Consider the following 12,464-nt stretch of genomic DNA (forward strand, 5'->3'; position numbering starts at 1 on the left):
GCAGGGGCTCACTGTACATCTTGCTTTATCTTTTTCATTCGTATTATCCTCTCTTTTTACATAATTTAAAATGCAAAACCGGACTGGTATAATTGTTCTGACGGTAGTAATCGCCCTATTAAGCATCTACTATCTGTCGTTTACGTACGTATCGCGAAGCTTCAAACAGGAAGCTACCGCTTACGCCACAGATAAGAATGGCGTTGTCGATATAAAGAAAAAGCAGCGCTACATTGACTCGCTCTGGAAAGAGGAAGTTTACCTGGGCAACACCCTTCAGGAAGTCACCGAGCGTGAGTTAGGCCTGGGGCTGGACCTGCAGGGTGGTATGCATGTGGTGCTGGAGGTATCACCCGCCGACATTCTGCGGGGGCTGGCCGGTAACACCCGTGACCCTAAGTTCAATGAGGCTCTGAAGCAGGCTGCTGAAGACAAGAAGAGCAGTCAGTCGAGTTTTGTTGACCTGTTTATTGACAATTTCAAAAAATTGTCGCCGAACACCAAGCTGGCCAGTGTGTTTGCTACCAGTGCCAACCGGGGTAAAATAAACTTCCAGTCGTCGGATACCGAAGTGCGTCGTCTGCTGAACGAAGAAGTAGACGGAGCCATTGACCGGGCGTTCAAAATCATTCAGGCCCGGGTTGATAAATTTGGGGTAGCAAACCCGAACATTCAGCGTCTGCCGGGTAGTGGCCGTATCCTGATCGAATTACCGGGTGTTGACAACCCGGAGCGGGTACGTCGCCTGTTGACGGGTGCTGCCAAGCTGGAGTTTACCGAGGTTTATACCATTAACGAAGTGGCACCGGCTATTGAAGGCCTGGGAGCTTACCTGGTGAAGCAGGAAGCGGCTCGTAAAGAGTCCCTGAAGACAGCCGCAGCACCGTCGGCCACAACCGGTGATACCACAAAGACAGGTTCTAGCCTGGAGGCCCAGCTTGCCCAGCGTAACCAGAATGCTGCTACGGATACAGCAAAGAAAGATACCTCGGCTACGGCGGCTCAGAACGCTGCGCTGACCAACCTGTTTGTGCCGATTTCACAGAATCAATTAGGCGTTTACCTGAAAGATACGGCTAAAGCCAACGCCGTTCTGAACGACCCGGAAGTGCGCTCACTGTTCCCAACTGATCTGGTATTTGCCTGGGATCGGAAAACACTGGAAACAAACGATGGCAAAGAAATTCTGCCGCTGTACTTTGTGAAAAAAGCTGGTGGCCAGGCTCCGCTGGAAGGCGACGTTATTACGGATGCTTCTAACGATTATGATGAGCGTGGGCGCCCGGAAGTAACTATGCGTATGAACGCCGAGGGTGCCCGTAAATGGCGCGCACTGACCGCAGCGAACGTGGGCCGTCCGGTAGCTATCCTGCTCGACAACCTGGTGTATACGGCTCCTAACGTACAGAACGAGATTCCCAATGGTAGCTCCAGCATCTCCGGGAATTTTACAGTCGAAGAAACCAAAGACTTAGCGAACGTACTTAAGGCCGGTAAGCTACCCGCACCCACTAATGTTGTTGAGGAAAATGTAGTAGGTGCAACCTTAGGTTCTGAGGCTGTTAACGCTGGGATAATATCCTCGATTGTTGGTTTGCTGATCGTATTGGCCTTTGTCGTATTGTATTACAACAAAGCCGGCCTGGTGGCTGACTTAGCCTTGTTTGTCAACCTGGCCTTCCTGATGGGTATCATGGCATCACTGGGTGCCGTTCTGACGCTGCCCGGTATTGCCGGTATCGTGTTAACGATTGGTATGGCGGTCGATGCCAACGTACTGATCTATGAGCGCATCAAAGAGGAGCTGGCAATGGGTAAGAGTCTCAAGCTGGCAATCTCCGACGGTTTCAGGCACGCTTATTCGTCAATCATCGACTCGCAGGTAACAACGTTGCTGACCGGGGTTATTCTGTTCATTTTCGGAACCGGGCTGATTCTGGGCTTTGCCACAACGCTGGTTATTGGTATCTGTACGTCGCTGTTTGCCGCTATCTTCATTACCCGGCTGCTGCTGGACTGGTACGTAAACAAAGGCGGTCAGCTTAGCTTCTCATCTCCGCTGACGAAAAACCTGTTTAAGGACTCGCACTTTGACTTCGTGTCGCGCCGTCGTACGTACTACACGATTTCCTCAATCATTATCGGTCTGGGAATCGTTTCCATTATCTTCAAAGGCTTTGGCTTAGGCGTTGATTTCAAGGGCGGCCGCTCGTATGTGGTTCGCTTTGAGCAACCCGTGAGCACAGATGACGTCCGTACATCACTGGCCAGTGTGCTGGGTTCGGCACCGGAAGTGAAGACCTTTGGTGGTACCGGCGTAGGTGGCTCCAACCAGGTAAAAGTAACGACCAGCTACCAGATGGATAATACCAATGCCGAAGCGGATAAGCAGGTAGAATCAACCATCTATAAAGGCCTATCCAATATTAAAGGAAATCCGGCACGGATTGAAAGCTCACAAAAGGTGGGTCCAACCATTGCTTACGATATTCTGATCTCGGCCATGTGGTCTATTCTGCTGGCCATTGCCGTCAACTTCGGATACATCCTGATCCGCTTTAAACGACTATCGTTTGGTTACGGTGCCGTGGTGGCCCTGCTCCACGACGTCCTCGTGATTCTGGCCATTTTCTCGATCTTCAACGGTATCCTGCCGTTCTCGCTCGACATCGACCAGGCATTTGTTGGCGCTTTGCTCACCATTATGGGTTACTCCATGAACGATACCGTTGTGGTCTTTGACCGGGTGCGTGAATACCTGCACGAGAACCGGGGCCGCAGAGAGAGTGTACCGGCCATTATCAACAATGCCCTGAACAGCACGCTTAGCCGTACGGCCGTAACGGGTATCTCGACTATGCTCGTACTGTTAGTATTATTTATCTTCGGTGGCGAAACGATCCGGGGCTTTTCGTTTGCCATGCTGATCGGGGTTATTGTGGGTACTTACTCATCGCTGTTTGTGGCTACGCCGATTGTGGTTGACGCCATGAGTCGTGAGCAGGCCAACGAAACACCGCCGAGCGCTCCGGCAGATACAACAGCTGCTGCCAGGCAGTCTAAAGGCAAGATTCGTCCTGCCCAGGCATAATCCATGTATTCACCAAGAGCCGGACAATATGATCCGGCTTTTGGTGTCTATATACAGGCAATTTTGTAGGTTAGCACGTCATTTATACCTAACAATATTTTATCAGCAACTAATTTCTCCAAACTAACTTCCTTTTCATGGAAACCCAAGTAAAAACGAGAGACAACAGCGTTTGGCGAAAAAAGCCGTTAGCGGCTTATGAGCAGGACATGAAGAAAAGTGAGCTGAAGCGGGTGCTGACCCGCTGGGGGCTTACTTCATTGGGTATCGGTGCTATTATTGGGGGCGGTATCTTCGTATTGACCGGTATTGCTGCTCACGACTGGGCGGGTCCGGCGCTGGCCTTGTCCTTTGTTCTGGCGGGTATTGCCTGTACGTTTGCCGCGCTCTGCTACGCAGAATTTGCGTCAATTTTGCCGGTTGAGGGCTCTGCATACGCTTATTCCTATGGCACGGTCGGTGAGATTTTCGCCTGGTTTATCGGCTGGAATCTGATTCTCGAATACATGATGGGTGCCACCACGGTAGCCGTAAGCTGGTCAGGTTATTTCGAAAAACTGCTGCACCTCTTCCATATTGAATTACCAATCTGGCTGATGAATGATCCGGTCACGGCTCAGGAAAAAGCCGAAACCCTGCGGGCGGCCGGTCAGATCATTCCTGAATTTTCATTTGCGGTTAACCTGCCGGCATTTCTGATTGTCTGGGTGGTGACCTATATTCTGGTGAAGGGTATCAAAGAAGCCGCCAGCACTAATAACCTGATCGTGATTTTGAAAGTAACGGTTGTGATTTTCGTAATCATCGCCGGCTCATTCTATGTCGACATCTCAAACTGGACACCGTTTATCCCGGCAACAGTGACGGATGCGGCTGGCCAGGAACATTTTGGATTTAACGGAATTGTTACGGCAGCCAGCATTGTATTCTTCGCCTATATTGGCTTTGATGCGGTATCCACGCAGGCCGGTGAGGCAATAAATCCCCGCAAGGACGTCCCATTCGCCATTATTGCATCGCTCATTATCTGTACCCTGCTTTACATTCTGGTATCGCTGGTGCTGACAGGTATGGTTCGTTTCGACAGCCTTGATCTGAAAGCTCCGGTAGCGCAGGCATTTTCTGACGTAGGATTAACCTGGGCGGTGTATATTATCACCATTGCCGCTATTGCCGGTTTGACTTCGGTGATGCTGGTAATGATGTTGGGTCAGACCCGGATTTTTCTGGGTATGGCGAAGGATGGCCTGCTGCCGAGGGGGTTGTTTGCGTCCATTCATCCGACATTCAAAACACCCTGGAAGAGCACGATCTTTGTTGGTTTTGTCGTGTCTGTTGTAGCTGCCCTGACGCCAATCGATAAAGTTTCGGAGTTGTGCAGTTCCGGGACGCTGCTGGCGTTTGCAATGATATGTGCGGCCGTGTGGCTGCTGCGCGTGCGTGAACCGAATCTGGAGCGCCCTTATAGAACACCTGCGTTGCCAGTAATTGCTACCTGCGGTATTCTGGCGAATCTGTACCTAATGTATAATCTTAGGACCGATACCAAGATTGCTTTCGTAGTATGGGGTACCTTGGGTATCATTGTGTACTTCCTGTACAGCCGGAAGCACAGCAAGCTTAATAACCCGGAGTAATACCGTTTAGATAAGTAATCCTGAAGCCCTTGCCTTGTGCAGGGGCTTTTTCGTTAATACTATGCGTATTGGTCTAGCTATGATTTTATGCCGGTGTTCTCCTTCGCAGAATTAATTGGGTATGCTGCGGCTATTGTAGCCGGTTTGGTTATTGGGCTGGCCGGCGGGGGAGGGTCTATTCTGACAGTGCCTATTTTTGTCTACCTGTTTCAGATCGAGCCGGTACTGGCTACGACATACTCCCTTTTTGTAGTCGGCACAACCTCATTTGTCGGTTCTGTAGGATATGGTCTTAAAAAACGGATCGACTTTAAAGTAACCGCAGCCTTTGCTGTCCCCTCTTTTATTTCGGTATACCTGACCCGGCGCTGGCTGGTTCCCGCCATACCCGATCCATTTCTGCGACTGGGCACCTATGAACTTTCGAAAAGCACAGCTATTCTGTACTTTTTTGCCTTTGTTATGATTATGGCCGCGCAGGCCATGATTCGTCACCGGCAGCCCCGGCGGGCAGACCGTGTCTTTAAACGGCCGAGATTGGGATTGCTGGCGCTGGATGGGCTGGCTGTTGGAATGCTGACGGGCACCATCGGAGCCGGGGGCGGTTTTCTGATTGTGCCGATGCTGGTATTACTGGCAGGGTTACCAATGCGGATGGCCGTGGGCACATCCGTCCTGATCATTGCTGTCAATTCATTTGTTGGCTTTATGGGAGACCTGCACCGGCCGGATTTAGATTGGCCATTTCTGGTCAGATTTACCTTTTTCTCTATCGTTGGTATTTTCGTTGGTATGTACCTTTCGCGCCTGGTACCAGCGGTGCAGCTGAAGAAGGGATTTGGCTGGTTTGTGCTGGTGGTGGCTTTTTATATCATTGGCAGCGAGCTTGTAAAGCTTTACTAAATAGCCTCACTTTTTACGGAGTGGTTCGGTGGGTTTTTCGTCAATTCCCAGGGTGGTCAGAACCGGGTTAAGCGTGCGGGGCGTAATCCGAATGCGAAAAACCTTGGCTCCGGCTACATCGAAATCGCAGTAATAACTTCCCCGCTGTTTAAGGCTCCGGTACACCGCCGAATAATTTATTTTGATTGGCCAGCCATTCAGGGCTAAATGGCTGATCACAGCCTCGACAGCTTTCGTCAAATTCGAAAAGTAAACGGTAAACGGGTCACGCTGCCGTACGGTGCTGAGTGAGCCAATATATTGAACAGTAACCTCATAAATGGTTTGGGCTTGACTCCTCATAGAATTATCATATTTTCTTACTACAGGTTAGTGGCGGCTTAAGTAGTATCTATTTCAGAAAAAATGCTGATACACTGAACTATACCGCAAAATTATTCACTTATTTTTCAACCCCTGAACAATTCTATAAAGATTAGTGTTTTATAAATGTTAGCTTCTTACAAAAAGGATACTGTCACCGACCGTAACTTATTTGCAGGAAGTCACAAAAAACGCCAGGGTATACACCCCGGCGTTTTTCTTTTGTATTAGCAATTATACCTATTTCTTATACATGACTGATTCTACAGCCTGTAGTGTGCGTTTCACATTGGGTAAAATCGCTTCAATCAGAGTAGGCGCATAGGGTAACGGCAGGTCCAGGCTGTTGACCCGCACCACAGGTGCATCCAGGTAATCAAAAGCATAGCGCTGCACGTGGTAGGTAATTTCAGACGAAATAGCAGCCAATGGCCATGCTTCCTCTACCACCACGCACCGGTTGGTTTTCTTTACTGAGTTAATCACCGTCTGGTAATCAATCGGACGAACAGTACGCAGATCGATCACTTCGGCTGAAATATCATTTTTAGCCAGTTCTTCAGCAGCTTGTAAGGCTACCTTCATAATCTTGCCGAACGACACGATGGTTACGTCATTGCCTTCCCGGACAATATTGGCTTTACCAATTGGAATCAGGTATTCTTCTTCAGGCACCTGACCCTTGTCGCCATACATCAGTTCCGACTCCATAAAGATAACCGGGTCATCGTCGCGGATCGATGACTTGAGCAGGCCTTTGGCATCGTACGGATTAGAAGGTACAACTACCTTCAGCCCCGAGGTATTAGCATACCAGTTCTCGAAGTTTTGCGAATGCTGCGACGACAGCATACCGGCGTTACCAGTTGGCCCGCGAAACACAATAGGCGCAGAATACTGGCCGCCAGACATAGACATTACCTTAGCAGCGGAATTAATCACCTGGTCGATAGCAACCAGCGAGAAGTTGAAGGTCATAAACTCGATAATGGGCCGCAACCCGTTCATTGCCGAGCCCACCCCAATACCGGCAAAGCCTAATTCGGCAATCGGCGTATCGATAACCCGCTCCGGACCAAATTCGTCCAGCATACCCTGGCTTACTTTGTAAGCACCGTTATATTCGGCCACCTCTTCGCCCATCAGGTACACACGCGGATCGCGACGCATCTCTTCCGACATAGCCTCGCGTAGAGCCTCGCGGAATTGTATCTCTCTCATTTGACTTCGTTTATGTGGTCAGTAGAAAACGATTCCAAAATTAGGCATAACGGGCCAATTCTCAAACCGGCTATTTAAATGCTCATTGGGCTTATCCTGAGCCGTAGCCCGCCTTTAGGCCGCAGGGTGATACCCGGCTCCGGCTCAATCACGTTCCGGCGGGTAGTATGGAAGTCAAACGTCCGCACGAGCAAGGCCAGCACAACCTGCATTTCCATCAGCGCAAAGTTGTTACCGATACACAGCCTGGGCCCTCCGCCAAAAGGAATATACGAGTAGGCAGGTCGCTCTTTTAACCGTTCCGGCAGAAAATTGTCGGGGTTGAACTGATCCGGGTTTGTCCAGTGCTTTGGGTCCCGGTGCAGCAGGTACGGACAAATCAACACGCCAAAGTTAGCCGGGAGTACATACTCGCCCAGTGGTTCGTCGATAACGGGCTTGCGGCCAAACAGCCAGGCAGGCGGGTACAGCCGCATCGTCTCCTGAATAACCTGAAGGGTGTAGCTGAGCGCGCGCACGGTTTCGGCAGTAGGTATGCCCTCTGACCCAATTACCCGATGTACCTCTTCCCGTACTTTACTGGCTACTTCCGGGTGTTTCGCAAGCAGGTACAAAGACCACGCCAGGGCGTTGGCGGTAGTTTCGTGGCCCGCCATAAAAATGGTGGTTACCTCGTCGCGGAGTTGCTTATCGGTCATCTGGTCGCCGGTCTCTTCATCGCGGGCTTCCATCAGCATCTCCAGCAGATCGTCGTACCGGACATGGTTGCCGCTAGCTTTTTCGGCCCTGCGCTGGTTGATGATGTCGTAAATAATCCCCTCCACTTTCTCTACCGCCCGGCGGTACCGGATGTTACGGGGCGTAGGATAGTGGGTTGGAATATGCACGAAGCTGTGTAACTCCGCGTAGGCAAATTCAATAATGGTAGTAATCTCCTTTGAGATGTTGCCCAGGTGCTTTTTCACATCGGAGCTGAACAGCGACCGGGTTACGATCTCCAGCGTCAGCTTCATCATCTCCTCCGAGATATCAACGGGTAGTGCGGTCGTATGCTGCTTCCAGCGCTCCACCAGTTCCTGCGTTTCCTGAACCATGGTATCCACCAGCAGAGCCAGCCGCTGCCGGTGAAACGCCGGTTGGGCCAGCCGCCGTTGCCGACGCCAGAAATCACCTTCGCTGTTCAGCAGGCCATTTCCCAGAAACAGCGATAGTACCTTATAGGCATCACTTTTGACAAAGTTTTTATTATTTTCCTGAAGAATATGCTTGGCATCTTCGGGTGTGAGCGTTAGCGTGACCAGACGGTTGGCAATGGTAAACCGCACCAGACGGTCATACTGCTGTTGCAACCGGGACAAGAATGCCAGCGGGTCGCGGATAAATTGAAAGGTATTCCCCACCAGCGGAGCCCCTTTCACCTGGGGTATCAATCGTTGAGTCTGTTGTACTGTAGCCATTGTCTGAAAGAGAAAAGTATAGTAAAGATACAGCAGATTTGTTCCGGTTCTGTGGTAAGCCTCCGGACCTGTCAGTAAATAAGCTGACCTATGGCAGGCAAGACATAGTTAATTAAGAGAATACCTTTCCGGAAATACCCAAAATGGCACAAACAACTCCCATCACAGTCGCATACGGCGACGGCATTGGCCCCGAAATCATGGATGCTACCCTCCGCATCCTGGAAGCAGCCGGCGCTCAACTGGAAAAAGAAATAATTGAAATCGGTGAAAAGGTCTATACCCGTGGTGTCAAGAATGGCATTGAAGCGGGGGCCTGGGATTCGCTCCGACGCACCAAAGTCTTCTTAAAAGCACCCATCACCACACCCCAGGGCGGTGGGTACGTCAGTCTGAACGTGACCACCCGCAAAACGCTTGGTATGTACGCCAACGTACGCCCCTGTCAGGCTTATTACCCGTTTGTGGCTACCAAACATCCGCAGATGGACCTGGTTATCATCCGGGAAAACGAGGAAGACCTGTACGCCGGCATCGAATACCGCCAGACAGAACAGGTATATCACTGCCTGAAAATTGTCTCCCGGCCCGGCTGCGAAAAAATCATCCGCTACGCCTTTGAGTACGCCCACGCCTACGGCCGCAAAAAAGTTACCTGTCTGTCAAAGGACAATATCATGAAAATGACGGACGGACTGTTCCACCGGGTCTTTGATGAAATTGGCAATGAATACCCTGACATTCAGAAGGAGCACTACATCATTGACATCGGCTCGGCGCTGCTGGCCGATGTGCCCGAACGGTTTGATGTGATTGTGACGCTGAACCTCTACGGAGACATTATTTCCGACATTGCGGCCCAGATTGCCGGTTCGGTAGGTATGGGTGGCTCCTCTAACATTGGTGACCATTGTGCCATGTTTGAGGCCATTCATGGCTCGGCTCCGGATATTGCAGGTAAGGGCATCGCCAATCCGTCGGGCCTGCTGCAGGGTGCTATTCTGATGCTGGTTCATATTGGGCAGTCCGATGTAGCAACCCGTGTGCAGAACGCCTGGTTACGTACCATTGAAGATGGTATCCATACCGGCGACATTTACAAAGAGGGTGTCAGTCAGCAGCGCGTCGGCACCAAGGCCTTTGCCGATGCCGTAATTGAACGGCTGGGGCAGGAGCCGCAGCACTTTAAAGCCGTCTACTACAATAATTCGCATGCCGACACGACAGTGTCATCGGTGAAAACACAGACCCGCTCACGGCAAACCAAAGAACTCGTTGGGGTTGATATATTTGTTGACTGGCCCGACGGCACGGCTCAACAGTTTGGCGATGCGGTCAGTCAGTTCAACGGCAGTCCGCTAAAACTACAGATGGTATCCAACCGGGGGGTCAAGGTGTATCCGGACGGCATGCCGGAGACGTTTTGTTCAGACCAATGGCGGTGCCGTTTTATGCACGAGCAGGGCAGTGGTACACCTATCCAGAAAGAGCATATCAGTCACCTGCTGATGCAGTTTCATCAGGGAGGGTTTGACACCACTAAATTAGAGAACCTGTATACCTTCGACGGCGTTCCGGGATACTCAATGGGGCAGGGAGAATGAGCCGGTTACAGGCTTGGGGAGATTGCTGCGCTACCGTGCTTATACCTGCACAGTAACGCAGCAATTGCATCATTATGAAGGGCTAATATGAACCCATTGTATTGTCGTCAATGCATACCTTCATCTTCGTAGACCCACTCCTTGCGGCCAGCGTCATTGCCGAGGTTAAAGCACCGGCGGCAACGGGCTTCATAGCTGTCGGTTTCACCGAGCAGCACCTTGTCTTTAGACGGTACCAGCCGGTAGGAGTAATTGGCGATATCGCCACATACTACACAGATCGCGTGAACTTTGGTGACGTATTCGGCAACGGCCATTAACTGAGGCATACAGGCGAAAGGCTTCCCTTCGAAATCCATATCCAGCCCCGCGATAATTACCCGTTTACCATCGTTCGCCAATTGGGTGCAGACATCTATAATTTCCAGGTCGAAAAACTGAGCCTCGTCAATGCCCACAACATCGCTGCCTGCGGCCAGATTGGCTATATCCTTAGCCCGCTGCACGGGATAAGACGGAATAGACGTAGCATTATGCGAGACAATATCATATTGGTGATAGCGGGTATCCAGGGTGGGCTTAAAGATGCGTACATCGAGTTTGGCAATACGCGTCCGATTGAGCCGCCGGATGAGTTCCTCAGTCTTTCCTGAGAACATCGAGCCACAGATCACCTCAATCCAGCCGGTGCGTAAATGGGGCGGTTCACGCCGTCGGTTCGGTTCAATAAACATATGCCGGTCTACGTTAAATAAGTTAATCTGGTGGTTCTGGAATCAGGCCTGTTTTTTGCGGTGGAATTCAATAACTTGACCCAACATTTCCCCACTTTTTTAACTTATACAATAAAAAAACTGGGTCCAGCCAAAATCAATACCATTTACAAAGCAAAGATTTTTACCAATGTCGAACAAATTCAATAATAACGTACTGAGCGAATACAGTAAGTCCTACGCACGTCGGGTGGCCGCTGATTTCTTTAGTAATCACACCGTTATCAACGGAAAAGAAATTCTGAACCTAACCCCCATCACACAGATTAATTTGTTCGTCATCAGTAGTCTGTTTGAAAAGTGGAAAGCGGATGCCGAGAAGTTCCGCAGTCACTATTTTGACTTTACGCACCCCGATGTGGAGGAGGCTCTGCGTGTATTCATGAACGTGGTATCGCAGCATATCTGTGTCCGGCGCGAGCACCTCGAACCATTGCTGGCCGATGCCACCAAACGAACGCTGGTGATGCTGTTTGACCCCCGCTTCCACTTCGATGAGGTAATCCGTAACCAGCCAGACTTTTCACTGACGGTCGAAGCGGCCAAGCAATTAACCCGCTACACCCAGATCAACAAGTTTGTGCCGGCCACCATTGAGCAGCGCATGAACGGTAAACCCTTCCTCTACGTCAATCAGGCCCTTAGCCTGGTAGACGAGATCCTGACCCAACGCAGCCATGAGCTGGAGAAACCCGACAAGTACGTGGCGCTATTCTCCGAAAAAGTACCGATGGACTTGACAACGTTGCTGCGAAGCAATGTCCCGGAGAGCTTTGCCGTTCAATCGACCCGTTCTTTCTTCGATACCGAACTGGATACCGTAGACACACCGAAGCCAGAGACACCTCGGGCGGATACGCCCCGGGAAGAGCATCACGCGGCTCCTCCGGTCGAAGCTTCGGTTACCAAAGTGGAGCAGCCGGTAAATGGAGTAGCTACCGAGGAGACTCCTACGGGCGGCCCCTTGTTTCTGAACGGCGACCACCAGCCACATCCGGTAGCGCCTATTAGCCAGCCGAGCCATATGCCGGCTACCGCTATCAGCCAGCCTACGGCCGTAGAAGCACCAGGTGTTCCGGAAACAGCGACGATCAATGATAACCTGCGCAGCTCACAGGAGGCACCGGCCTCGTTAGGCGAAGCATTTCACCGGGCACCTATTGAGAGTATTGCCAAGAGTATTTCGCTGAATCAGAAATTCCGCTTTATCAATCAACTCTTCAACGGTAACGCCAATACGTATAACGAAGCCATCAGCGAACTGGATCAGGTGGAAAATTACGGGCAGGCGCTGGATCTGATCTCATACCGTTATGCGCTGCAATACCTCTGGGATATGAGCAGCGACGAGGTCAGCGAATTGGTTGAAATATTAAAACGTCGCTTTGCCTGATACCTTTCCGATAGTTGGTCGT

9 protein-coding genes are annotated in these 12,464 nt (G+C 50.8%); 5 read left to right on the forward strand and 4 right to left on the reverse strand.

Going from position 1 to position 12,464, the window contains the following annotated elements; all coding sequences use genetic code 11:
* The first annotated feature begins 70 nt into the window (after positions 1-70).
* The 3 genes from secDF to ABD949_RS12810 all read left to right on the forward strand — a co-directional run bounded on the left by secDF (position 71) and on the right by ABD949_RS12810 (position 5,631).
* On the forward strand, positions 71-3,091 hold the full coding sequence (gene secDF / locus ABD949_RS12800; protein ID WP_345244042.1) for a protein translocase subunit SecDF: 3,021 nt from the start codon (positions 71-73) through the stop codon (positions 3,089-3,091).
* A gap of 137 nt (positions 3,092-3,228) precedes the next feature.
* Positions 3,229-4,728: an APC family permease gene (locus tag ABD949_RS12805; protein WP_345244044.1), complete on the forward strand. Its 1,500-nt coding sequence runs from the start codon at positions 3,229-3,231 to the stop codon at positions 4,726-4,728.
* A gap of 87 nt (positions 4,729-4,815) precedes the next feature.
* Positions 4,816-5,631 (forward strand): sulfite exporter TauE/SafE family protein, encoded by an 816-nt coding sequence (locus ABD949_RS12810; protein ID WP_345244046.1) that lies wholly within the window; start codon positions 4,816-4,818, stop codon positions 5,629-5,631.
* Between the two features lie 6 nt (positions 5,632-5,637).
* Here ABD949_RS12810 and ABD949_RS12815 read toward each other — a convergent pair whose 3' ends face one another.
* The 3 genes from ABD949_RS12815 to ABD949_RS12825 form a co-directional block, all read right to left on the reverse strand.
* Positions 5,638-5,973: a hypothetical protein gene (locus ABD949_RS12815; RefSeq protein WP_345244048.1), complete on the reverse strand. Its 336-nt coding sequence runs from the start codon at positions 5,971-5,973 to the stop codon at positions 5,638-5,640.
* 261 nt (positions 5,974-6,234) lie between these two features.
* Positions 6,235-7,215: a pyruvate dehydrogenase complex E1 component subunit beta gene (locus tag ABD949_RS12820; protein ID WP_345244050.1), complete on the reverse strand. Its 981-nt coding sequence runs from the start codon at positions 7,213-7,215 to the stop codon at positions 6,235-6,237.
* Positions 7,216-7,289: 74 nt separating this feature from the next.
* The gene (locus ABD949_RS12825; protein ID WP_345244052.1) at positions 7,290-8,672 is read right to left on the reverse strand and encodes a cytochrome P450; all 1,383 of its coding nucleotides are present in this window, start codon (positions 8,670-8,672) and stop codon (positions 7,290-7,292) included.
* A 143-nt stretch (positions 8,673-8,815) separates the two neighbouring features.
* Between ABD949_RS12825 and ABD949_RS12830 the strand changes: the two genes are divergently transcribed.
* Positions 8,816-10,276 (forward strand): NADP-dependent isocitrate dehydrogenase, encoded by a 1,461-nt coding sequence (locus ABD949_RS12830; protein WP_345244053.1) that lies wholly within the window; start codon positions 8,816-8,818, stop codon positions 10,274-10,276.
* Positions 10,277-10,383: 107 nt separating this feature from the next.
* Here the strand turns inward: ABD949_RS12830 and ABD949_RS12835 are convergent, their stop codons facing one another.
* Positions 10,384-11,010, reverse strand: a complete 627-nt coding sequence (locus ABD949_RS12835) for a thymidine kinase (protein WP_345244055.1) — start codon at positions 11,008-11,010, stop codon at positions 10,384-10,386.
* A 169-nt stretch (positions 11,011-11,179) separates the two neighbouring features.
* Between ABD949_RS12835 and ABD949_RS12840 the strand changes: the two genes are divergently transcribed.
* Positions 11,180-12,442 (forward strand): hypothetical protein, encoded by a 1,263-nt coding sequence (locus ABD949_RS12840; RefSeq protein WP_345244057.1) that lies wholly within the window; start codon positions 11,180-11,182, stop codon positions 12,440-12,442.
* Positions 12,443-12,464 lie beyond the last annotated feature (22 nt).

It is taken from the genome of Nibrella saemangeumensis (assembly GCF_039541915.1).
Lineage (GTDB): Bacteria > Bacteroidota > Bacteroidia > Cytophagales > Spirosomataceae > Nibrella > Nibrella saemangeumensis.

Coding starts and splice junctions, on each gene's coding strand:
- secDF (WP_345244042.1), top strand. CDS start 71: ATGCAAAACCGGACTGGTATAATTGTTCTGACGGTAGTAATCGCCCTA.
- ABD949_RS12805 (WP_345244044.1), top strand. CDS start 3,229: ATGGAAACCCAAGTAAAAACGAGAGACAACAGCGTTTGGCGAAAAAAG.
- ABD949_RS12810 (WP_345244046.1), top strand. CDS start 4,816: ATGCCGGTGTTCTCCTTCGCAGAATTAATTGGGTATGCTGCGGCTATT.
- ABD949_RS12815 (WP_345244048.1), bottom strand. CDS start 5,973: ATGAGGAGTCAAGCCCAAACCATTTATGAGGTTACTGTTCAATATATT.
- ABD949_RS12820 (WP_345244050.1), bottom strand. CDS start 7,215: ATGAGAGAGATACAATTCCGCGAGGCTCTACGCGAGGCTATGTCGGAA.
- ABD949_RS12825 (WP_345244052.1), bottom strand. CDS start 8,672: ATGGCTACAGTACAACAGACTCAACGATTGATACCCCAGGTGAAAGGG.
- ABD949_RS12830 (WP_345244053.1), top strand. CDS start 8,816: ATGGCACAAACAACTCCCATCACAGTCGCATACGGCGACGGCATTGGC.
- ABD949_RS12835 (WP_345244055.1), bottom strand. CDS start 11,010: ATGTTTATTGAACCGAACCGACGGCGTGAACCGCCCCATTTACGCACC.
- ABD949_RS12840 (WP_345244057.1), top strand. CDS start 11,180: ATGTCGAACAAATTCAATAATAACGTACTGAGCGAATACAGTAAGTCC.